The sequence below is a fragment of the Idiomarina zobellii genome (assembly GCF_900100855.1).
Lineage (GTDB): Bacteria > Pseudomonadota > Gammaproteobacteria > Enterobacterales > Alteromonadaceae > Idiomarina > Idiomarina zobellii.
In genome coordinates, this window is record NZ_FNCB01000013.1 from 1 (window position 1) to 21,122 (window position 21,122).

20 protein-coding genes and 1 rRNA gene are annotated in these 21,122 nt (G+C 48.2%); 15 read left to right on the forward strand and 6 right to left on the reverse strand.

Translation table 11 applies throughout. The features are described 5' to 3' along the window. Positions 1 to 17 precede the first annotated feature (17 nt). The 3 genes from rrf (at position 18) to BLT32_RS10225 (ending at position 1,633) form a co-directional block, all read left to right on the forward strand. Positions 18 to 133, forward strand: a 5S ribosomal RNA gene (rrf, locus tag BLT32_RS10215). A 367-nt stretch (positions 134 to 500) separates the two neighbouring features. Next, entirely contained in the window at positions 501 to 1,049 is a 549-nt protein-coding gene (locus tag BLT32_RS10220; protein WP_053953477.1) for a cytochrome b, read from the forward strand. Between the two features lie 2 nt (positions 1,050 to 1,051). Beyond that, positions 1,052 to 1,633, forward strand: a complete 582-nt coding sequence (locus BLT32_RS10225) for a YceI family protein (protein WP_053953476.1) — start codon at positions 1,052 to 1,054, stop codon at positions 1,631 to 1,633. 15 nt (positions 1,634 to 1,648) lie between these two features. Here BLT32_RS10225 and BLT32_RS10230 read toward each other — a convergent pair whose 3' ends face one another. From BLT32_RS10230 to hemC, 3 genes are read right to left on the reverse strand one after another with little or no spacing between them, the layout of a single operon-like run. Continuing rightward, positions 1,649 to 2,812 carry a heme biosynthesis HemY N-terminal domain-containing protein gene (locus tag BLT32_RS10230; RefSeq protein ID WP_053953475.1) on the reverse strand — a complete coding sequence of 388 codons (1,164 nt, stop codon included), beginning with the start codon at positions 2,810 to 2,812 and terminating at the stop codon, positions 1,649 to 1,651. Beyond that, complete coding sequence (locus BLT32_RS12850) at positions 2,809 to 4,701, reverse strand: uroporphyrinogen-III C-methyltransferase (RefSeq protein WP_143020959.1); 1,893 nt, start codon at positions 4,699 to 4,701, stop codon at positions 2,809 to 2,811. Before BLT32_RS12850 ends, BLT32_RS10230 begins: the two co-directional genes overlap by 4 nt. Then, the gene (gene hemC / locus BLT32_RS10245; protein WP_053953474.1) at positions 4,688 to 5,626 is read right to left on the reverse strand and encodes a hydroxymethylbilane synthase; all 939 of its coding nucleotides are present in this window, start codon (positions 5,624 to 5,626) and stop codon (positions 4,688 to 4,690) included. Before hemC ends, BLT32_RS12850 begins: the two co-directional genes overlap by 14 nt. Positions 5,627 to 5,716: 90 nt before the next feature. On the opposite strand from hemC, the gene lptM reads away from it, so the two are divergent. The 8 genes from lptM (at position 5,717) to BLT32_RS10280 (ending at position 13,018) form a co-directional block, all read left to right on the forward strand. Beyond that, a complete protein-coding gene (gene lptM / locus BLT32_RS13060) occupies positions 5,717 to 5,863 on the forward strand; it encodes an LPS translocon maturation chaperone LptM (RefSeq protein ID WP_161802658.1) in 147 nt (48 codons plus the stop codon). Beyond that, positions 5,860 to 7,122 carry a diaminopimelate decarboxylase gene (gene lysA / locus BLT32_RS10250; RefSeq protein WP_053953473.1) on the forward strand — a complete coding sequence of 421 codons (1,263 nt, stop codon included), beginning with the start codon at positions 5,860 to 5,862 and terminating at the stop codon, positions 7,120 to 7,122. The genes lptM and lysA overlap by 4 nt, the downstream gene beginning before the upstream one ends. Positions 7,123 to 7,124: 2 nt before the next feature. Beyond that, positions 7,125 to 7,952: a diaminopimelate epimerase gene (gene dapF / locus BLT32_RS10255; RefSeq protein ID WP_053953472.1), complete on the forward strand. Its 828-nt coding sequence runs from the start codon at positions 7,125 to 7,127 to the stop codon at positions 7,950 to 7,952. Then, on the forward strand, positions 7,949 to 8,644 hold the full coding sequence (locus BLT32_RS10260; protein WP_053953471.1) for a DUF484 family protein: 696 nt from the start codon (positions 7,949 to 7,951) through the stop codon (positions 8,642 to 8,644). Before dapF ends, BLT32_RS10260 begins: the two co-directional genes overlap by 4 nt. Then, a complete protein-coding gene (gene xerC, locus BLT32_RS10265) occupies positions 8,631 to 9,527 on the forward strand; it encodes a tyrosine recombinase XerC (RefSeq protein ID WP_053953470.1) in 897 nt (298 codons plus the stop codon). The genes BLT32_RS10260 and xerC overlap by 14 nt, the downstream gene beginning before the upstream one ends. An 18-nt stretch (positions 9,528 to 9,545) precedes the next feature. Then, positions 9,546 to 10,256, forward strand: a complete 711-nt coding sequence (locus BLT32_RS10270) for an HAD-IA family hydrolase (protein WP_053953469.1) — start codon at positions 9,546 to 9,548, stop codon at positions 10,254 to 10,256. 93 nt (positions 10,257 to 10,349) lie between these two features. Further along, positions 10,350 to 12,521 carry a DNA helicase II gene (gene uvrD, locus BLT32_RS10275; protein ID WP_053953468.1) on the forward strand — a complete coding sequence of 724 codons (2,172 nt, stop codon included), beginning with the start codon at positions 10,350 to 10,352 and terminating at the stop codon, positions 12,519 to 12,521. Between the two features lie 74 nt (positions 12,522 to 12,595). Next, on the forward strand, positions 12,596 to 13,018 hold the full coding sequence (locus BLT32_RS10280; protein WP_053953467.1) for an OsmC family protein: 423 nt from the start codon (positions 12,596 to 12,598) through the stop codon (positions 13,016 to 13,018). On the opposite strand, the gene rarD is transcribed toward BLT32_RS10280, so the two are convergent. Then, positions 12,995 to 13,927 carry an EamA family transporter RarD gene (gene rarD / locus BLT32_RS10285; protein WP_053953466.1) on the reverse strand — a complete coding sequence of 311 codons (933 nt, stop codon included), beginning with the start codon at positions 13,925 to 13,927 and terminating at the stop codon, positions 12,995 to 12,997. The two genes, BLT32_RS10280 and rarD, sit on opposite strands and share 24 nt — an antisense overlap. A gap of 22 nt (positions 13,928 to 13,949) precedes the next feature. Next, positions 13,950 to 14,414 carry a thioesterase family protein gene (locus BLT32_RS10290; protein ID WP_053953465.1) on the reverse strand — a complete coding sequence of 155 codons (465 nt, stop codon included), beginning with the start codon at positions 14,412 to 14,414 and terminating at the stop codon, positions 13,950 to 13,952. A 68-nt stretch (positions 14,415 to 14,482) separates the two neighbouring features. Here BLT32_RS10290 and recQ point away from each other — a divergent pair, with 68 nt between their 5' ends. Genes recQ through BLT32_RS10305 form a run of 3 tightly spaced genes read left to right on the forward strand, consistent with a single transcriptional unit; the run spans position 14,483 to position 19,365 of the window. Beyond that, entirely contained in the window at positions 14,483 to 16,336 is a 1,854-nt protein-coding gene (recQ, locus tag BLT32_RS10295) for a DNA helicase RecQ (protein ID WP_053953490.1), read from the forward strand. Further along, positions 16,329 to 16,601 (forward strand): DUF3630 family protein, encoded by a 273-nt coding sequence (locus BLT32_RS10300; RefSeq protein ID WP_053953464.1) that lies wholly within the window; start codon positions 16,329 to 16,331, stop codon positions 16,599 to 16,601. The genes recQ and BLT32_RS10300 overlap by 8 nt, the downstream gene beginning before the upstream one ends. After that, the gene (locus BLT32_RS10305) at positions 16,585 to 19,365 is read left to right on the forward strand and encodes an EAL domain-containing protein (protein ID WP_053953463.1); all 2,781 of its coding nucleotides are present in this window, start codon (positions 16,585 to 16,587) and stop codon (positions 19,363 to 19,365) included. The genes BLT32_RS10300 and BLT32_RS10305 overlap by 17 nt, the downstream gene beginning before the upstream one ends. 41 nt (positions 19,366 to 19,406) lie before the next feature. Here BLT32_RS10305 and BLT32_RS10310 read toward each other — a convergent pair whose 3' ends face one another. Further along, positions 19,407 to 19,883 carry an Hsp20 family protein gene (locus tag BLT32_RS10310; RefSeq protein WP_053953462.1) on the reverse strand — a complete coding sequence of 159 codons (477 nt, stop codon included), beginning with the start codon at positions 19,881 to 19,883 and terminating at the stop codon, positions 19,407 to 19,409. 227 nt (positions 19,884 to 20,110) lie between these two features. Here BLT32_RS10310 and BLT32_RS10315 point away from each other — a divergent pair, with 227 nt between their 5' ends. Further along, complete coding sequence (locus tag BLT32_RS10315) at positions 20,111 to 21,118, forward strand: hypothetical protein (RefSeq protein WP_053953461.1); 1,008 nt, start codon at positions 20,111 to 20,113, stop codon at positions 21,116 to 21,118. The last annotated feature ends 4 nt before the right edge of the window (positions 21,119 to 21,122 follow it).

Genomic DNA, 21,122 nt, shown 5'->3' on the forward strand with positions numbered 1-21,122 from the left:
TGTTGTGACAGTTTATGTCTGGCGGCCATAGCGGTGTGGCACCACCTGAATCCATCCCGAACTCAGAAGTGAAACACACCAGCGCCGATGGTAGTGTGGGGTCTCCCCATGCGAGAGTAGGACACCGCCAGACTTCAAATAAAAGAGCCCCAGCCGATTTTGGCTGGGGCTTTTTATTTTGTGTGTTGTGCTACTCGAGCATGGGCATGTGACAAAATCGCCGGGAGCGATTTTGAACGCACGTTAGTGCGGCCCGAAGGGCGGAGGGCAGGAAGCCCGGAGTAAAGTAGGTCACCGCCAGACTTCAAATCTAAGAAGCCCTCAGCTGATGCTGGGGGCTTTTTTTATGCCCGTCTCCTGCGTGGGACTCCTATCACACCTGATACAATAGCATTAGGCTACTTCATTCTAATAAATCGAAGATCGCATCCCATTTATAATTAATTTCTAAAACGAAATATTGAACTAGACTATTTGTAAGTAAATAAGGAAAGGTCTCTATGTTTCGAAATACGTCAAAACGTTACGGACTAGTGTCTATTCTCATACACTGGCTATCTGCACTTATAGTTTTCGGGCTTTTTGCGCTTGGCTGGTGGATGTTGACGCTTACCTATTACGATCAGTGGTATCGTCTAGGGCCTTGGTGGCACAAGTCTTTTGGTATTTGCCTCCTTATTCTGACTGTTCTAAGGGTATTGTGGGTGATGGCAAATCCAAAACCAGCGGCTTTAGGTAATAAAATAGAAGTTATCGGCGCTAAATTGGGTCATGCCCTACTCTATCTACTGTTATTTACGGTCATGATAAGCGGCTATTTAATTTCGACGGCTGATGGAAGCTCTATATCTGTATTTGACGTATTTTCTGTTCCGGCGACGTTAACGGACTTGCCAAGCCAAGAGGATACTGCCGGAGAAGTTCATTGGTACTCGGCATTGGCGTTAGTCATTTTAGCCGGAGGACATGGACTAGCCGCATTAAAACACCACTTTATAAACCGAGACACGACTTTAGTTCGTATGTTTGGAAAAACAGAGAGGAAATAGACATGAAAAAGACATTATTAGCAGCTGCAATTGCAGGTACAGCGATGTTTAGTACGTCAGCTTTAGCTGCGGATTATAAAATTGATACTGAAGGGCAACACGCTTTTATCGAGTTTAAAATTAGTCACTTGGGTTATAGTTGGCTTTATGGTCGTTTTAACGACTTCGAAGGCTCCTTTAGCTACGACGAGGATGCGCCTGAAAATGCGTCAGTCAACGTAACCATCGACACAGCCAGCGTCGATACAAATCACGCTGAACGTGATAAACACTTACGCGGTGAAGACTTCCTAAATGTGTCTGAGTTTCCACAAGCGACTTTTAAAAGCACCAAGTACGTGCCGGATAGCGACGATGACGGTGAAGGCACGTTGTACGGTAACTTTACGTTAAACGGCGTGACTAAAGAAATTGCTATTGAGATTGAGCATGTGGGTGCTGGTGAAGATCCTTGGGGCGGCTTCCGTCGTGGCTTCTCTGGCGAAGTCGACTTAACCTTGGCTGACTACAATATCGACTACAACCTTGGTCCGGCAGCTAAAGAAGTCGAGCTGGAGCTCTCGATTGAAGGCGTTCGCCAATAAGGAACGCCCTTTCAGTCAGTCTGCTAACGCTTGTTTATAAGCGTTAGCAGCTAATTGGCTGTCGCCGAGTGCATAATAAGCATCGCCCAGTAGGCGGTATGCCTTATCGTTCGGTTGAATATCGACGAGCTTCTTAAGCGCTCGTTGAGCCAGAGAGTAGTCCTGATTATCTATTGCTATCAACGCAAAAGCGTATAAGTAGTCTTTGTCATCTGGGTTTTGCTTTAACTTCTCCTGAACGAATTCCACAAGCTTTCCGTGTTTACCGTTGAACAGCTTCAATGCGTTAACACCCGCCGGGTGTATATCTTCGCGCTTAAGCCCTTTTAATATTACTTTTGCCGACAGCTCTTGCTCACCTAAATGTCGCAAAGCACTCGCATACGCCAAACGAATGGTCGCATCGCTTCTCTGTTTACTGCTTAAACTTTGCCAAGCATCCTTTAGCGCGTCGTTGCCGTTACGACCAACAGATACAAAGTAATCAAAGTAAACATCGTATTCCAGTCGTTCAAAATCAGCCGGGCTTAACTCAGAGTGCTGCTTCAATTTAGGAAGCAGATCTTTTAGTGCATTATAGTTTCCAGAGGCTTTAAACGCTGTTTTCGCTAAAAATGCAACATGGGCGGAGTCAGGGTGTTTGTTTAACAGCTCCTGAACGGCTTTATCGGCATTATGCGGGTCGGCGCTGACTTGCTGAGACACCTTAAGAATATTCAGCAATGTGTCGGAGCCTTTAACAAAGCCTCCTGCTTCATCATGCCAGTACTGAGCTTTTCCTGTATCTTTGGCTAAACAGGCAGCTAAAGCGGCCATGGCTGCTGTTTCCTGAGCACCACGTTTTTTGTATGCAGCTGAAAACTTTAACGAGGCGTCTTCAGGGGAGTCATCCAGCAACAAACGAATACCTTCTTCGTAAAGCTGCTTGGCTTTTCTGTCTGAACGATTCGAGAACCAGGCTGCGCCTTTTTGCGTTTTGTTCAATAGACGACGCAGGATAGATACGATCACGGTAGTAATTAAAGCGATAGCGACAAGGACAACGATAAGCCCTACAACAGTGGCTTCTATTGACCAACCTGCAAACTGGATGAGTACGTAACCGGCGTTACCAGACGCCGTAGGACCCAAAATAGCGCCAACAATTAGTAAAACAACGAGAGCAATTAACCACTTCATAGTGCATCCCCTTGCTCAATTGCCCGGCTTATAAAGTCTAACGACTCAAGCGAATCGACTGTTGAGCGTGTTTTCGGAGTCTGTTCAAGGCTCTTAAGTCTCTCGACCACATCGGAGGTTGAGGCATTATCGCCTTTTACCAGCATAATTAACTGAGGCAACTGATTGACGTATCGTTTAAGCAGCTTATTATTTCCTTTAAGGGCAGCGTCTTGCGCTAACGTGAATGTCAGCGAGATACGTGCATTAATGGCCGCTCTGTGCGACTTGTTTAATAAGGGCTCTGGGTCTGCTTCGACAGGTTGAATGCGAATAAAGTTATCCAGAAAGTCATTCCAGTTCGACTTCAAATTGGCTTGCCAGTTGTCGCCAGTTGCCGAACTTTCGGAGTTTTCACCCTCAATACTGTATTCGTTGTTGATATTGTCCGGTAACTGACTAACACGATCCTGCAAGCCAATTAAGGTCATAACCGCATCGGTGTTATTAACAGAAGACAACGCACTGACTTTTTCGATATCTTTTGCAAGCAGTTCGCGGGTGCGCAAAGCCTCGCGGCTGTCCATACCTGAAAGCTGATTATCAGCTAAGCGAAGCAGTTTTCCGGCTAAATCGTAATCTTCCTGTACCCACAACATACGAGCTGCCGTCGCGAGCATTTGTTTTACTTCCAGCAGGCGCCAGTGGGCTGCGCGATCTGCTGGACTTTGGCGCACTTCATCGCGCAGACTTTCTAAGTCAGAACGAAGTGCGACATAATCCTGGCGCAATTGTTGAGCTGAGTTAGATAGTTTGTTTAAGTCTTGAGAATTAGGCGTTTCCTGCAGCTGTTGTTCAAAACTGGCAAGCGACTGCTCCAGCTGTTGAAGCCTCGTTTCAAGTGGATCTTGCTTTTCTTCCGGTTCTGTCTTTGCCGGTTGCTGTTCAGACGACGTTACTTGTTGGTCATTGTTAGCTGAGAACAGTCCGGGGAAACGCGTATAGCCATAATAGGCCGCGGCGACAATCGCAATTAGTATAACAAGCCATAGCAACCGCTTGAAAAAGCGTCTGCTGCTTTTGTTAGCCGTGACGACCTCGTCTTTTTCCTGCTCAGCCTGTGGCTCTACATTATTATCTTGTGTCGTTTCTTCGCTGTTCATGTGTGCGTTTCCGTTTGCTACAAGCGCATCTAGAATAATAGCATCTGATGCGCTTTCTGTGACTTCGATACTGTCTGATTGTTTAATAGGAATCAAACTTTTCAGGCGTTCGCTGGGTACTACCCACTGGCAGTTTTCCAGCCACGGGTTTGCGGACTCTGGTAATTCCGATAAAAAATGATTCAGCTGTTCAGCGCTGGTGACAACAATGGTATCGACAGAGGAAACCCAGTTATCCACAATGGAAGAGTCTGTCAGCGGAATAGGTTGCCGCTCATAAACTTCCCAGTAACTGACATCCGCGTTATTTTTTTTGAGGTGCTCAGCAAGTACTTCGCGGCCCCCAACGCCTCTTATTATTAACCACTTTTGTTCATGTACATTGCTGAATTCTTCCAGTGCCAGCAGCCCTTCTGAGCGGTGGGCAAAAGCCGGGCTGGTCACCGGCACTTTTAATGTATCGGCGGCGTATCTGGCCGTACCTGAACCAACGGCAAAAAAGCGACTCTTTTTCGGTTTAAAACCGTTATCCAATGCGTAATCAACAGCGGCCTTACTCACCAGGATAATACCGTCCCAGATGGCTTCATTAACTCGCTGTACCTCACTTTCATCCACTTGCTTGGGTCTTACCCGTACAAAACTGTGAATAAAGTGAGTTATTCCCGCTTTTGTTAGCCCCTCAGATATGTGTTGCGCACGCTCTTCGGGACGTAACAATAAAACGGTCTTATTATTTTTCCGCATTGCTGTCATATACCGCTGACAAAATGTCACCTGCGCCTTTCTTAAGCAAGCGCTCAGCTAACTCTGTACCAAGAGCCTCTGCATCATTCGCAGGGCCTTCTATTTCGTCACGCAGTACTTGCTGCCCGTCAGGGTCTCCAACTAAGCCTCGCAGATAAACACTGTCACCTTTAAGTTCCGCATAGGCACCAATAGGCACCTGGCAACCGCCTTCTAAACGACGGTTCATGGCTCGCTCAGCCAGCACGCGTATACGAGTTTCCTGACACTGCAGAGGCTGAAGCAGTTGTTTCATCGCATCATCATCACTGCGGCATTCAATACCTAAAGCGCCTTGTCCGTTTGCCGGTAATGACTGCTCCACCGGAATGAACGAAGTAATACGATCACCTAGTTCCAGACGAATAAGCCCAGATGCGGCTAAAATAATGGCATCAAACTCACCGTCGTCGAGTTTGCGTAACCGTGTTTGTACGTTACCGCGTAAGTCCTTAATTATCAGGTGCGGAAACTGCTCCATAACCTGACAACGGCGGCGCAAACTACAAGTACCGACAACTGCCCCTTCGGGCATTTCATCTAAGTTGTTGTACTTACCAGACACAAAGGCATCGCGAGGATCTTCGCGCTCGCAAATGGTGTGCAGCTCCAAGCCGTCAGGAAACTCAACAGGCAAGTCTTTCATGCTATGCACAGCGATGTCAGCCCGGCCTTCAAGCATCGCAACTTCCAGTTCTTTCACAAACAAGCCTTTACCACCAATTTTAGCCAGCGGTGTATCGAGAATAACGTCCCCTTTTGTGGACATAGGCACGAGCTCTACAGTGAGTCCCGGGTGTAGCTCTTCCAGCCGTTGCTGAATGTGCTCTGCCTGCCATAACGCCAGCTTACTTTTACGTGTTGCGATTCTTACAGTTTGAGTCATGGTTTTCCTTACAACGCTTAATGACTTTTTCGGGCTTGAGTGCGATGATAGACACTATAAAACCCTTAAGAGAATAGTCATAGTTTAGCGATGTTTAGTCGAATTGTAATCAAGACGCTGGTATTAACCGCGGTTTTTATGATTGTGGTCGGGTGTGGTCAAAAAGGACCGCTTGAACCTGCGCCAATGCCTGAAAAAAATGACGTGGAAACGATACCAACGGATAAAGACGAATGAGTGAGTCTATTTCTTACAAAAATAATCAGCTTCATGTTGAAGGTATCGGCTGCCAGAGCTTGGTAGAGCGCTTCGGGTCACCCTTGTATGTGTACTCGAAATCTCAGCTGGTGAATAACTGGCAGCAGTTTCAGCGGCATTGGCCGAGCCCTCATAAACTGTGTTACGCAGTTAAAGCTAATAGCAACCTTGCGGTGCTTCAAGTCTTGGCTCATCAGGGGGCAGGGTTTGATATTGTGTCGGGCGGCGAATTACAGCGTGTGCTGGCCGCCGGTGGTAAGCCGCAAAGCATTGTTTTCTCAGGTGTCGCTAAGTCAAAAGATGAAATTATATTGGCGTTGGAGACGGGCATTGGCTGCTTTAACGTAGAGTCTGAAGCTGAGCTGGAACGCATTCAGGATATTGCCGCCGCCATGAATAAGCAGGCGCCGGTGTCGCTGCGCGTTAACCCAGATGTCGATGCGAAAACGCACCCTTATATCGCGACAGGTATGAAAGCCAACAAATTCGGAATTGGCATGGCGCAGTCAAAGGCGGTTTTCAAAAAGGCGGCTCAGTTGACAAATATTCGCCTTATTGGTGCCGATTGCCACATTGGCTCACAAATTATGACGCCAGAGCCATTTTTAGACGCCGCCAAGCGCATGTTCGAGCTGCTCGTCGACCTTAAGAAAGACGGTATTGAACTGACACACTTAGATTTAGGCGGTGGTTTTGGTGTGTCTTATCAAAACGAGACACCATTGGACAAAGCGCAGTACCTGACCGAACTGGTCGAAATGGCCAAAGACTTTCCCAACGTTACTCTAATGTTAGAGCCGGGCAGAGCCATAGCTGCGAACGCAGGGGTTCTTTTAACCTCTGTCGAATATATTAAACCGTCGGAAGATAAGCGCTTTGTTCTTGTTGATGCAGGAATGAACGATATGTTGAGACCGTCGTTGTATCAAGCTTGGCATGACATTGTTCCGGTCAAAGAGAAAAGTGATGAGGCGCCGCAAATTAGCGATATTGTCGGGCCTGTTTGCGAAACCGGTGATTTTCTGGGGCATGCGCGACATTTGAATGTTGCCCAGGACGATATTCTTGCGGTAAAACACGCAGGCGCTTATGGTTTCACTATGGCGTCAAATTATAATTCGCGTGGACGTCCGGCTGAGGTTATGGTTTCCGGGAACGACGCACGCTTGGTCAGAGAGCGCGAAAACTTTGATGACCTCATTCGCGGCGAGCACTTGCTAGATAAGGATTACATCTAATTATGTTATTGCACTTTTCTAAAATGCACGGGCTCGGCAATGACTTCATGGTCGTCGATAATGTCACGCAGAACTTATACGTAAACCCTGATCAAATTCGCCAATGGGCAAGTCGCCATACCGGTGTGGGGTTTGATCAGTTGCTGCTGGTTGAGCCGCCCTACGACCCGGATTTAGACTTTCATTACCGCATATTTAATGCCGATGGTAGCGAGGTGTCACAGTGTGGCAATGGCGCCCGCTGTTTTGCGAAATTTGTGAAAGCCAAAGGCCTGAGTAACAAAAACCACCTTAAAGTTAGTACGAAAGCCGGGAAAATGGTTTTGCATTTGGAAAAAGACGGTCAGGTGACTGTCGATATGGGTGAGCCTTTATTTGAACCCGCCCAAGTGCCGTTTAAAGCGCAAAAAGCGGAACAGACCTATGTTCTTCGCGTGAATGATGAAACCGTAATGTGTGGTGTTGTTGGCTTGGGTAATCCACACTGTGTTATTGCTGTTGATAGCGTTGATACGGCGCCGGTGGATAGCTTGGGCGCTGCGGTTGCCGCGCATGAACGTTTCCCGGAGAGTGTGAATGTTGGCTTTATGCAGCAGCTGTCAGCCGATGAAATAAAGCTTCGGGTATTTGAACGTGGTGTTGGTGAAACCCAGGCCTGTGGTAGTGGTGCTTGTGCCGCAGCCGTTGCAGGCATACAGCAAGGCTTATTAAACGAACGGGTAAAAGTGTCGTTACCAGGCGGTGACTTACTGATTCGCTGGCAACAAGGGCAGCCTGTTAAAATGACGGGTCCGGCAGAGCTGATTTACGATGGACAAATGGTGTTATGAGTAACGAATTGAACTCGATGTTAAACGAAAAAATTGATGACAGTCTGATACGCGAGTATTTGCAGGAAAACCCTGACTTTTTCACGCGTAATGAGGACCTGTTAGCGCAGCTGCAATTTCGTCATAGCGAGAAAGGTGCCGTGTCGTTAATTGAAAGGCAGCAGCAAAAACTCAGACAGCGAGTGCAACAGCTGGAAGAAGAAATTACCGAGTTGATGATTAATGCTCGCCGTAACGAGGCTATTTTTAACGCCTATAGCAACCTCTATGTTCAGTTACTGCGCTGCGACAGCCTGAGCGACGTGCTCTCACAATTGAAAAACACCTTTGAAAATGAACTCGATATGCCGGTGTTAACGCTCAAGTTTTTTGAAAGCCCGGTAGAGCTCGATGAACAATACACGTTTGCGTCTGATACTCATAAACAACTACTGAGCAAGCGTTTTAGTGACGAGTCCATCTACTTAGGACGGTTAACCGAGCAAGAACATAAGCTGCTGTTTAACGACGAAAGTATTCAGTCAGTAGCCCTGCTGTTACTGGGTGAAAACGGTGAGCTTGGTATGTTAGCGGTAGGAAGTAGCAGCGCGGGCCACTTTGAGCCGGCAATGGATAAGCTGCTTATAAAACAGCTGCAAGCTCTGTTGGGTGCGGTTTTGCCGGAGCTTATTAAACGCCATGACGCTGCTTGAGTGGCAAGATAAGTGGCTACAGCAATTGCGCGGCGAGCGCGGTCTCGCCGAGTTAACTCTTAAAAACTATCAACGGCTTATAGCGGCCGATCTTCAAGAGCTCGAGCAGCAAAAAATAACTGATGCTAAGCAACTGAGAGTGCCTGTCATAGAACGGTTGCTCGTCGGTTGGCGGCGTTCTGGTCTGGGCGAGCGCAGTATTGCGCTAAAATTGTCGGCGTGGCGCACGTTCTGCCAGTTCCTTGTAGAGTCGGATGCTTTAGACGACAACCCAGCAAGTTCAGTTTCTGCACCGAAAGTGCCGAAAAGGCTACCTAAAAACCTTGATGTTGACAGTATCTCCCATTTACTGGATTTACCGGCTGACGACGAAATAGCCATTCGTGATGCGGCTATGATGGAGCTGTTATATGCCAGTGGTATTCGCTTGGCTGAGCTGGTGAGTCTGAACCGGGACGACATTGACCACCGTATGATGCAGTTAAGAGTGACTGGTAAAGGCAGTAAAACGCGTATAGTCCCTTTTGGTCGGTGTGCGGAGAAAGCACTGAAACAGTGGCTGAAAGTTCGCCAGGTGTGGCTCGCCGATAAACCCGAGTTGGCGCTATTTGTCAGTAAACGATTACAACGGATAAGCCCCAGAACGGTACAGCAACGGCTAAACTACTGGGGGAAGCAGCAGGGCATCGTCGGGGATTTACACCCTCATAAACTGCGTCACTCATTTGCATCGCACATGCTTGAAGCAAGCGGTGACTTACGTGCTGTGCAGGAAATGTTGGGCCATGCCAACTTATCCACAACTCAGGTGTATACGCACTTAGATTTTCAGCGGCTGGCCAGCGTTTATGACAGTGCTCACCCCAGAGCCAGAAAGAAATAGTATTGGGAGTTTAACTTTATGCAGTTTTTCCGCCGTTGGCAGCCGCCTAAAATCATCAGCTTCGACCTGGATGACACGCTTTATGACAATGTACCGGTGATGCAAACTGCAGAGCATTCGGTGCAACAGTACATTGTGGACAAGTTTCCGGAAACCGCCGAGTGGAATGTCAGCCATTGGCGCCAATTACGAGACAAAGTCAGTCAGAGTGATCCGGCGCTTGCCAGTGACATGACAGAGCTGCGCATTCGTACCTTACAGCATGGCTTAGAGCAGTTTGGTGTGGTGAATGCAGCGACCCATGCACACGACATTATGGAGCATTTTCTACTTCACAGAAGTAACTTCGAGCCGCCAAAAGAAAGCCTTGAGCTATTGCAGCAATTAGCTGAGAGATATGAACTTATTGCGTTGAGTAATGGCAATGTTGATACCGGTAAAATAGGTTTGTCGGATTACTTCAGCCTAATAGTTCAGCCGGGAAATGGCGTTCGAGGTAAGCCATTGCCAGACATGTTTTTAAAGGCACAGCAACACTTCTCGGCGGTTAAACCGGCGGAGTTTCTGCATGTCGGCGACCACCCCTATTCCGATGTACTTGGTGCGCAGCGGCATGGCTGGCAATCAGTATGGTTGACGTCTGGTTTAGGGCGAGCACAACATCTGTCGATATTACCGACCGTCAAAATTGATCACTTAGCCCAGCTTAAGTCGCTGTTACTTTCGTAAAAAGCCCTCACGCGACACTACTGGTTGCTTATACAGTGATTCATTATTACACTGGCGGCAGATCTTTGAATTGAATACATCAGGTGAACGTTAATGAGTACACACCCTCTTCTGGCAGAACTGAATGAAAGGCAGCAGCAAGCTGTATCGGCACCCGACGGACATATGTTGGTGTTGGCTGGCGCCGGGAGTGGTAAAACTCGGGTGCTGGTACACCGTATCGCCTGGCTCATCCAACAACAAAACTACTCTCCATTCAGTATCTTAGCGGTCACCTTTACCAACAAAGCGGCGGCGGAAATGCGTGGTCGGGTTGAGCAGCTAGTAGGCAGCTCCGTGCGAGGCATGTGGATTGGCACCTTCCATGGTTTAGCGCATAGGTTGTTAAGAGCGCATTATATGGATGTCGGGCTGCCACAGAATTTTCAAATACTCGACAGTGATGACCAGCAGCGACTGATTAAACGCCTGATAAAAAGCCTCAACTTAGACGACAAACGTTGGCCGGCAAAACAAGCGCAGTGGTACATCAACGGCAAGAAAGACGAAGGGTTACGAGCCGAGCATATCGAAACTTACGACCCAACCGAGCAGACACTGAAAGAAATTTACCAGCTGTACCAGGAAAGCTGTGACCGCGCTGGCTTGGTGGACTTTGCTGAGCTGCTGTTAAGGGCGCACGAGCTGCTTAGAAATAACCGTATTGTGCGAGAGCATTACCAGAACCGCTTTCGTCATATTTTGGTGGACGAATTTCAGGATACTAACTCCATTCAGTATGCCTGGGTGAGGCTGTTAGCAGGCGCGCAGAACAGCGTGACTATTGTTGGTGATGACGACCAGTCTATTTACGGCTGGCGCGGCGCCAAAGTCGAAAATATTCATCAGTTCTTAGAAGACTTTGCCGGCGCACAAACCATTCGTCTGGAGCAGAACTACCGCTCAACCAGCACTATTTTGAAAGCAGCAAACTCAGTCATTTCTAATAACTCTGGCCGCTTGGGCAAAGACTTATGGACTGAAGGGAACGAGGGTGAGCCCATTAGCCTTTATGCGGGCTTTAACGAAATGGATGAAGCTCGCTATATAGTATCGCAAATTGAAGATTGGCGAGATAATGGCAATTCACTGCAAGATGTCGCTATTTTGTATCGAAGTAACGCACAATCGCGTATTTTAGAAGAAGCTTTGCTGCATGCAAGGCTGCCGTATCGTATTTATGGTGGTTTGCGCTTCTTCGAGCGTCAGGAAATTAAGGACGCGCTGGCTTACTTGAGAATTTTAGGTAACCGGGACGATGATGCTGCGCTTGAACGTGTCATTAATACCCCTGCCCGCGGCATTGGCGGACGCACCATGGACATTATTCGTCAGGCGTCACGGGAGCGCGCTGAGTCATTGTGGAATGCGGCTAAGTACATGGTGAACGAAAAGCAGTTAGCCGGACGTGCACGAAACGCAGTAGGCAGCTTCCTCGACTTTATTGAAGAGCTTGATGATGAAACCGAAGAATTCAGCTTAGGCCGCTTAAGTGACGAAGTTATAAAGAAAAGCGGCTTAATGGCCATGTATGAAGCAGAAAAAGGCGAAAAAGCAGAAACGCGGGTAGAAAACTTGAAAGAGCTGGTTACTGCGTGTGAGAACTTCACGCTGGATGACGCTGAAGAGGAAATGACGCCACTTAATGCATTTCTGGCGCATGCAGCCTTAGAAGCGGGTGAAGAGCAAGCGGATGAGTATCAGGATGCGGTCCAGCTCATGACATTACACAGCGCAAAAGGTCTGGAATTTCCTTTGGTGTTCATGACGGGCGTTGAGGAAGGTATGTTTCCGTCGCAGCAGTCGATGGATGAGCCCGGAAGGCTCGAAGAAGAGCGCCGTCTTTGTTACGTCGGTATGACTCGAGCCATGCAAAAGTTAGTGCTTACTTACGCAGAGCAGCGTCGTATTTATGGTCAGGAGTTGTTTCACAGAATTAGCCGATTTATTGCGGAAATTCCACCCGATACGCTACACGAAGTTCGTGCGCAAACCAGTGTTGAGAAGCCCTCGAGCTACAGCCGTTTTAATAACGCGGCCAGCCATGAAGCTTTTGATCAGACCGGTTACACACTGGGTCAGCGCGTTCGCCACCCGAAATTTGGGGAAGGCACCGTGCTTAATTATGAAGGTACTGGCCCGCAGTCACGTGTTCAAATTAACTTCGACAATGTGGGCAGCAAGTGGTTAGTTGTTGCCTACGCCCGGTTGGATCCTGTGTTCTAAGTGTAAAGTAGTGATCAAAAAGTGCATTCTTCAACTATGTTTATAGTACATACATGAAAATTTGGAGGTGCTTTATGAAACGCACTGCAAATGCACAGTGGAAAGGCAGTATTAAAGGAGGCTCAGGTGTTGTATCAACACAAAGCGGCATATTGGACAAAACCCAGTACTCGTTTAAAAGTCGCTTTGAAGACGGCAAAGGCACCAACCCTGAAGAGCTTATAGGTGCCGCTCATGCGGGCTGTTACGCCATGGCGTTTTCCTTAATGCTGGGAGAAGCGGGTTATGAGCCGGACAATATCGATGCAAAAGCAGAGGTCTCTCTGGTAGAGCAAGACGGCGGCTTTGCGATTGATAAAATTCATCTGACGGTAAAAGCCAGTATTCCGGATATTAGCGAGGACAAGTTTCAGGAGTTGGCAAACAACGCGAAAGAAGGTTGTCCGGTCAGCAAGGTGCTAAACGCTGACATCTCAATGGATGCCAGCCTCAGCTGAAGCTAATTTCTTCGCTTTTCTATCTCGCTGGCGCTGTATAATAGAGTCAAAGCTATACAGTGCCAGTGCACTCCAGATAATAATAAATGTGACTAACTTACTCTCATCCAGAGGCTCACCGTAAATAGCGACCGCTAGTATAAACATAAGCGTTGGCGCAATGTACTGAAAAAAGCCTAAGGTCGCATAGCGGAGCCGTTGCGCGGCTGCGGTAAAGCACAGCAGCGGAATAGTCGTGACGAGTCCGGCTGCTACCAGCAATAAATTCAGTGTCCATGGGTTGGCCGTTAAGTCACTGGACGCCGAGCTGGCAAACCCGAACAAATAAATCAGCATAACCGGCAGTAATATGGCGGTTTCCAGCCACAATCCACTAATTGAGTCGACAGGCAAACGCTTACGAATAGCGCCGTAAGTGGCAAAGCTGGAAGCCAGCGCCAAAGCAACCCAAGGTACCGAACCGAAGGTAATAACCTGAATAGCCACACCAACCACGGCTAAACCAATAGCGACCAGTTGCAGGCGACGCATACGCTCTGAGAAGAAAATCATGCCTATGGCCACATTCAGCAATGGGTTGATGTAATAACCAAGGCTGGCGTCCAGCATGTGATCGCTGTTAACCGCCCAAATAAACAAGAACCAGTTACCACCAAGCAGACAAGTGGCCAGAGTGAGCCGAATGACGAGCTTGCGACTTTTCAAAATGGGGCGAATGCGGTCTAGTCGCTTCATAGCAACAATTAACACAAAGACCATCAAGAAAGCCCAAATAATACGATGAGCGAGTATCTCGAAAGCCGGAACTTGCTTTACGAGTTTGAAGTAAACAGGAGCAACGCCCCAGAATGTGTAGGCAGCAAGTGCGAAGAAAACGCCTTGCCGGGCCCGAACTGCGTCATCGGACATACTGGCTTTCCTTAATCAGAGCTTAACCGACCAGGTAGGTGCCGGTTCCAAAAGCGATGTGCGTGCCTTCTTCGTTATGCAGCTCCATACGAGCAACGGCCACTTTGTTTCCTGAACGAATAATAGTGGCACTGGCGATAAAGGTTTTACCCCGGCCTGGGCGAAGAAAATCAACACGCAAATCAATTGTACCACAACGGCTGAGACGCTCCATAAGGTAACTTTCACTGGGGTCTTCTAAACGGTCAACCATGCCCGCTATCGCAACCAGGCCACCAGCAGTATCTAACGCTGTTGCAGTGACACCACCGTGCAAAATACGTTGTGGAACATTACCTAATAACTCGTCTTTCCATTGGAACTTTAGTTCGCCCCGGGCCGGGTTAAACTCCGTAATTTCAAAGCCAAGTAACTGTTGAAACGGCACCCGCGTGTTCATAAAGTCGGAAACTTTTGTCAGTATTGTTTGTGTATCCATTTTGGGCATGGTTATTAATGAACAGGACGCTTACAATAAGAGGATGTTACTTAATAAGTCAATAAACGATGCCGACCATGAGTAGTAGCGCAGTCAGCACTGCAGAACAACTGGCGCCAAATCCGCTTCAGTCCAAGCTTGAATCTGTCTTTGGCTATCACGAATTTCGTGAAGGTCAGGAGGCGATTATGCAGGCGGCACTGGAAGGGCGAGACTCGCTGGTGCTCATGCCTACGGGCGGTGGTAAGTCATTATGCTACCAGTTGCCGGCTATTTGCAGCGATGGCGTGGCTGTGGTTATTTCTCCGCTATTGTCCCTGATGCAGGATCAGGTAGAAGCATTAAACGCGCTGGATATAAAAGCAGCGACTTTGCATTCAGGCGTGTCAGCAGAACAATCGATGAGTACATTGCAGGCGTTGCAACGAGGCGACATTAAGCTGCTTTACGTTAGCCCCGAACGCATATTACAGCCAAGCTTTATTGAGCGCTTACAAACGCTGAACCTGTCGTTTATTGCTGTTGACGAAGCGCATTGCATTAGCCAGTGGGGACATGATTTCAGACCTGAGTATGGACAGTTGGGTGTGTTACGCAGCTATTTGCCCAATACCCCTTTTATGGCGTTAACCGCCACAGCGGACTCAGCCACCCAGCACGACATTATTGAACGACTGCATTTGAATGCGCCATTGGTTCATCGCAGCTCGTTTGATCGCCCCAATATTCGCTATGTTGTTCAGGAAAAGTATAAGCCGCTAAAACAGGTTAAAGACTACGTCAAAAAGCAAAAAGGCGCGGCCGGTATTATTTATTGCGGTAGCCGAAAGAAGACAGAGGAATTGGCGGAAAGCTTGCAGCAGTCCGGTGTTCGGGCGGCGCCGTACCATGCGGGCTTAGAGCATAAGCTTAAAGAGACAACGCTACGGCAGTTCCTGCGTGACGATATCGATGTTGTTGTGGCGACGGTTGCGTTTGGCATGGGTATTAACAAGCCAAATATCCGTTTTGTCGTGCATTTCGACATTCCGCGCAGCGTCGAGTCTTACTATCAGGAAACCGGGCGTGCCGGGCGTGACGGCCTTCCTGCTGAAGCGATGATGCTTTACGATCCGCGAGATGCTCAGTGGATCCGGCGCATGATAGACGAGCACGATAATGAACAGCGTCGAGCGGTGGAAGCGCAGAAATTCTCAGCCATGCAGGCCATGGCGGAAGCTCAGACCTGCCGCCGCTTAGTAGTACTGAATTATTTTAATGAGTACTCCGACAAAGAATGCGGTAACTGCGACTTGTGTCTGGATCCGCCCACTCGATACGACGCATTGGAAGACGCTCAGAAAGCGCTAAGCTGTGTGTACCGGGTCGGACAACAGTTTGGTATTAATCATGTCGTTGAGGTACTGCGCGGCTCAAAGGCTCAACGGATTATCGAGTTAGGCCATGACCAATTAACAACCTACGGACTGGGGCGGTCAAAACCCCAAGAGCATTGGTTTTCGGTATTGCGGCAACTTATTCACCGCGGGCTTATTATTCAGGATATCCGCCGGTTTGCCGCTCTGCAGCTGACTGAGGCGGCACGACCTGTTTTAAAAGGTGAGGTGCCGTTAGAATTAGCCAAGCCAAGGCTAGAGCTGACCGCAACAAAAACCCGAATTACCGACCGTGGTGATTACAATAAAATACTGTTCAGGCGGTTGCGGAAACTGCGCAAAGACATTGCTGATAAAGAGCAAGTGGCGCCGTTTGTGGTATTCAGTGATGCCGCTTTGGTGGAAATGTGTGTACATTATCCGACCACGGCCGATGATATGCTCGATATAAACGGTGTTGGTGACGTGAAACTGGCTCGGTATGGTCAGGAATTTATGAGTGCAATTGAAGCGTTTTTGTCAGGAGCAAGTGAGCGGCAGCTATTTAATGGATGAAGCAAACGACCAGGCAGTCATTACTTTAAACGGTAAACCGGCAGAGCAAGAGCTCGATAGCTGGGTGGCTGCATTATGCGACACATTGGATGCTCGTATTCGCGAAAAAGAAATTGCGGCTGATCAGTTTTGTTGGCGCCTGACTATTAATAATCAGCACTGGCTATTATTCTATTCGGAAATCTGCGATGCGGTATGGCTGCAAGCGCTAGAAGAGAAGAGCGAAGAGGTTATAAAGAACTTACGACATGCAGACTATATTTAAACACGCACTATGGCTGTTACTGTTGCTTCCGCTGTTAGCTGGTGCAGAAGTTCGCACGCCCGTTTCCGTGTCCGCTCAAACCTCGAAAGTTACCCTTAATCAGCATTTTAAATACCGCGTCGTCGATGCGTCAGTGCCGGTAGACAGGCTTGCCGTTAATGAACCGTCGCGCTGGCTTAGCCCAGCCGAACTCAGTGAACATAACTACGCAGGTACCAAGCCCAATATCTGGAGCAGTGTCCCGCTTTATAACCGAAGTAACCGCTCACAAACCTTCTATGTCAAATTTAGCGACCCGTTTTTACAGTCGGTGAGAGTGTTTGTACTCGACTCCAGTGGCACTCCCTTGAGTCAGTTATCCAATAACTTTTCGACGCCATTGATGCAGCGTCCACACTTATCTCATGAGCACGTGTTGCCGGTTACCCTGCCTGCTAATCAAACCGTCTGGCTGGTGACTGCAGTGCAACAATGGCCGGAGCAAATGCCGACCATTAGCTTATGGCAGTCGACCGAACTCGAACTTCGCCAACAGCAGCAACAAACGGCACTGGGTGTAAACGCTGGTATCCTTATTCTGCTGGCTTTGGCTGCTTTTGTCTCAGCACAGCTATTTAAAAGTCGGTTATTACTGACTTTTGGGTGTGTGAGCGCTGCGTTTACTTTGTCTCTGTTGCTGCATAGCGGCGTTTGGATAACCTATTTCTCACCCTATACCCCCGATATCGCAGCGGCATTGAAAACTTACGTTAGTCAGCTGTTGGTGCTGACGCTTTGCTGGTTTATTTGGGAATGGGGGCGCTTTCGTTTCCGGTTGTCCCGTTTTAACCGTATTGGTTACGTGGTTTTGGCGGCTGCTCTGGGTTTCACTATTGGTTTGCCGTGGTTGGATGACCGTTGGCAGAGTGCGTTGATTATTGCCCAGGTTAACGGTTTGCTGATATGGGCGGCAGTTGTAGTGCTTAGAAGCATCCAGAAACAGCCAATTTCCGGCTTTCGCTGGCAAACATTCCTATTGGCTGTGACCGTCATTGTCGCTTGGCTTCTTATTTCGCCACGCTATAACCCTATATGGGAAGGGGTATCTGGCTTACTACTCTACAGTGCCATGACAATAACCACGATGATGTTTCTGCTGGCGCTGGAAAGACACCGACTGAACCGATTAATGCGCCGTATTGTCGGGCTTAAAAAGAATAGAAAGACGCTAAGAAGAAGGCTGTGGCAGTTGCTGCAACGCACTAGCGAGGGTTGGTTTAGGCTGAATGCCGATGGTTCTTTTAAGCAGGTTAACCAGCAAACCTTAACTATCCTGGCAGCTAACTCACTTGAGCAACTCAAAGCGCAGTGGCCAAATGGCTTCGTTATCGAAGGCAAAAGGCAGCTGACTTCTGTCGATAGACTTGATGGTCGGAAAATTTGGCTCGATGTCGAATATTTTGGTGATAACACCGGCCGTATTTCTGATGTTACCAAGCGCATGGAAGCTGAAATTCACCTCGATTTTCTGGCTCACCATGATGCAGTAACCGGCTTATTAAATGTACGTGAGCTTAGGCGTTTATTGCAGTCTCGGCTCGACGCCCAAAAGGCGGCCTGCGTAACTATTATTAAGCTATCTGGTTTGGAAGTTATTGCCGATCAGGCCGGTGTTGATGCCAAAGACCAAGCCATTTTGCAGCTTGCTATAAACCTGAAGAAAAAGGCGCCTAAGTACTCGCGCATTGCAAGGGTTAGTGAGCATGAAATTGCACTGTTGAATACCGAAGACGAACAGTCCGTCTTTGCGCAAGCGCATCGCTTAGTTCAGTACTGTAAAGAGTTTCGCTTCAACAGCGACAAACGAATTTACCAACTCACCGCTCATGCCGGCATCGCTTATTCGGACTCGTCTGAAGTGTCCGCCAGCACCTTACTAAGACAAGCACGAGAGGCGTTAAAGCTTGCCATGCAGCAAGGTGACTACCGGGTGCATTCATACAGTGAGGCTGACCAGAAACGCTTATTGGGCGAAGCCGAGTTAGAGTGGGAGCAGAAGCTTAAGCAAGCATTAAGAGAGGAAAACTGGACGCTCTATGCCCAGCCCATAGTCAGTGCGGCGCGTAACGCAGACAAACACTGTATCGAGTTACTGCTCCGCTTGCCCGACTCGAATACAGATGAGCCTATAGCACCCCAGCAATTTTTGCGTGCTGCGTTGCGGGCAGGCGTCATGGGCAAGGCTGATCGCTGGCTAGTGCGGGAGGCCGTCGAGCATTTCAATGAAAACCCATTTGAGGCAACCCGAACCTGGCGTTGTCACATTAATTTGTCGACTCAGAGTCTTGAAGATGACGGCTTTATTCAATTCATTGAAGCGGCGCTTAAGAACTCGGTTATCCAGCCTAATCAGTTGGTGTTTGAAGTATCTGAGCCCGATGCCTTCAAACATTTCGACCAAACGTATCAGTTGTTTAAAGGCTTAAAAGAACTGGGTATTGGTACGGCAATAGACCAGTTTGGAAGTAGTTATAACTCGTTCCAGTTATTAAGGCAGTTACCGCTAACACAAATAAAAGTGAATCGGTTCTGGGTTCAGAACATGCTTATCGACACTATAGATGCTGAGCTTGTCGCAAGTTGTGTTCGTTTAGCCAAAGCGGCCAACGTGGAGGTTTGTGCGGTTGGAGTGGAAAGTGACGAGATTCGAATTAAACTCACTCAGCTGGGCGTAGACTATATCCAGGGCTTTGTCTGTGGGCACCCAGTCGAGTGGCAACGTTAAAAAAGGGCGGTTATTCACCGCCCCTCATCCAGTGCATAAATTTACGCAGCACTTTCTTCTTTGCTTTTAGAACGATCTTCCAGCAGATCTTTGGTCGAGCTGCCGATGCTAATGCGTTTTGGCTTCATGGCTTCGGGAATGTTCTTCACTAAGCCAATAGTCAACAGACCGTTTTTCAAAGCAGCGCCAGTGACTTCAATGTGTTCAGCTAAGCTGAACTTACGTTCGAAGGCACGGTTTGCAATGCCGCGATGCAGAAATTCACGTTTTTCGTTTTCTTCGGCTTTTTTACCGGTCACACGAAGAACGCCGTTTTCTACTTCAATTTCTAAGTCACTATCCTCGAAACCAGCAACCGCCAAGGTAATGGCGTATTGGTTCTCTGCTACCAATTCAATGTTGTAGGGAGGATACCCAGTTGCACCAGTATCTGAGCGTAGTGCCGAATCCAGCAAAGATGCCATACGGTCGAAACCTACACTGCTACGATATAGAGGGCTTAAGTCGATAGTTGCCATAGTCATTCTCCTTAGAAGCAATAACTGTTAAATGGTTAATAAATTGACACAGCGTGTGTCGTTACAAGGCGGCTCTCTTTGAGACACCAGCCTTACCCTTTATATGTGTACTGGCAAAATTGCTTTCAAGAGGCTTTTTGATATTTTTTCATTGGACTCTGCGCAAAGGCACTCTATTATCGACTGATAGGAAGTTATTTTCTGGCGAACATAACAGGGAAACAACTATGGCTGAAGCGCCTAAAAAAGCCTGGCAATGGGTAACAGTTAACGAGTTTGAACGCCCTGCGGTTCCGACCGTTATTACTGTTAAAAAATGGTGGCAAAATTTTACCCATTGGTTATCTCCAGAATCAGAAAATGACGAACAAGACGAGCATGAAAACGCGTTCGAATTAAAGCTGGATGAGGCAATAAAGGAATTAGACAGCGTATTTTCAGACTGGCTGAATGACAAGGATGATAACAGTTTGCGCTGGGTTATTGCGCCGCCTCATTCCGGCGTTGCTGAAGCCATTCAGCACTGGGCGCAGCAGAACAATGTATCGACAATGAAGCTGCCCGACAGAGATACACTGTGCCAACCGAGTGACCCGCCCTCTCCTAAATTCACCAAAACCAAAGTGTGGCTAATGCCGCAATTGGCTCATACCTTTTTACGACAAACCAATGGGTTGCGCTGGACTCGTGAGTTTTTCGCAGAAGCTTTGTCGGGAGAAGCGGGCAAAGGACTCATTGTTTGTGACAGCTGGGCATGGGCATTTTTAGAAAAAGTTTGGCCAGTGCCGGTTTCTGAACTGTGGACTTTGCAAGGGCTCGACGACCAGGCGTTGGAAAAAATAGGGCTGGCACGCGGCGAGGGGCGTTTACGGGCATTGGCAGCGCTCAGCCGAGGTAATCCGGGTATCGCCGCCGCATACTCTGATCGCTACCACCGCAATAGCGATAAAGCTTTTGAGCTGCCGCAGTTGCCACAAGTGGTGGAAGATGCCACTGCGTTCGTATGCTACGCCTTATTGGTTCATTATGGCCTAACTAGCCGTCAGCTTGCTCAAGTATTGCCTATTGTTTCAGCGAGCCAACTGCAGATAGAGCTGCAAATTTTGCAACAGCAGTCACTTATCTCAAAGCAGGACACTGCCTCTAAGGACAGCCTTTGGTACATAACTGCGCGAGGGTATCCGGTTGTTAGAGACTTTTTGGCCTCTCGTGGCTTTTGGCTTGATAAATTCTAGGGTG

Excerpts from the sequence above, each read along its gene's own strand:
- hemC (WP_053953474.1), bottom strand. The coding sequence starts at position 5,626 with ATGACTCAAACTGTAAGAATCGCAACACGTAAAAGTAAGCTGGCGTTA.
- BLT32_RS10300 (WP_053953464.1), top strand. The coding sequence starts at position 16,329 with ATGGATGAAGCAAACGACCAGGCAGTCATTACTTTAAACGGTAAACCG.
- BLT32_RS10315 (WP_053953461.1), top strand. The coding sequence starts at position 20,111 with ATGGCTGAAGCGCCTAAAAAAGCCTGGCAATGGGTAACAGTTAACGAG.
- BLT32_RS10310 (WP_053953462.1), bottom strand. The coding sequence starts at position 19,883 with ATGGCAACTATCGACTTAAGCCCTCTATATCGTAGCAGTGTAGGTTTC.
- BLT32_RS10225 (WP_053953476.1), top strand. The coding sequence starts at position 1,052 with ATGAAAAAGACATTATTAGCAGCTGCAATTGCAGGTACAGCGATGTTT.
- lysA (WP_053953473.1), top strand. The coding sequence starts at position 5,860 with ATGAGTGAGTCTATTTCTTACAAAAATAATCAGCTTCATGTTGAAGGT.
- BLT32_RS10290 (WP_053953465.1), bottom strand. The coding sequence starts at position 14,414 with ATGCCCAAAATGGATACACAAACAATACTGACAAAAGTTTCCGACTTT.
- BLT32_RS10230 (WP_053953475.1), bottom strand. The coding sequence starts at position 2,812 with ATGAAGTGGTTAATTGCTCTCGTTGTTTTACTAATTGTTGGCGCTATT.
- uvrD (WP_053953468.1), top strand. The coding sequence starts at position 10,350 with ATGAGTACACACCCTCTTCTGGCAGAACTGAATGAAAGGCAGCAGCAA.
- BLT32_RS10260 (WP_053953471.1), top strand. The coding sequence starts at position 7,949 with ATGAGTAACGAATTGAACTCGATGTTAAACGAAAAAATTGATGACAGT.
- BLT32_RS12850 (WP_143020959.1), bottom strand. The coding sequence starts at position 4,701 with ATGCGGAAAAATAATAAGACCGTTTTATTGTTACGTCCCGAAGAGCGT.
- recQ (WP_053953490.1), top strand. The coding sequence starts at position 14,483 with ATGAGTAGTAGCGCAGTCAGCACTGCAGAACAACTGGCGCCAAATCCG.
- dapF (WP_053953472.1), top strand. The coding sequence starts at position 7,125 with ATGTTATTGCACTTTTCTAAAATGCACGGGCTCGGCAATGACTTCATG.
- xerC (WP_053953470.1), top strand. The coding sequence starts at position 8,631 with ATGACGCTGCTTGAGTGGCAAGATAAGTGGCTACAGCAATTGCGCGGC.
- BLT32_RS10220 (WP_053953477.1), top strand. The coding sequence starts at position 501 with ATGTTTCGAAATACGTCAAAACGTTACGGACTAGTGTCTATTCTCATA.
- BLT32_RS10280 (WP_053953467.1), top strand. The coding sequence starts at position 12,596 with ATGAAACGCACTGCAAATGCACAGTGGAAAGGCAGTATTAAAGGAGGC.
- lptM (WP_161802658.1), top strand. The coding sequence starts at position 5,717 with ATGTTTAGTCGAATTGTAATCAAGACGCTGGTATTAACCGCGGTTTTT.
- rarD (WP_053953466.1), bottom strand. The coding sequence starts at position 13,927 with ATGTCCGATGACGCAGTTCGGGCCCGGCAAGGCGTTTTCTTCGCACTT.
- BLT32_RS10305 (WP_053953463.1), top strand. The coding sequence starts at position 16,585 with ATGCAGACTATATTTAAACACGCACTATGGCTGTTACTGTTGCTTCCG.
- BLT32_RS10270 (WP_053953469.1), top strand. The coding sequence starts at position 9,546 with ATGCAGTTTTTCCGCCGTTGGCAGCCGCCTAAAATCATCAGCTTCGAC.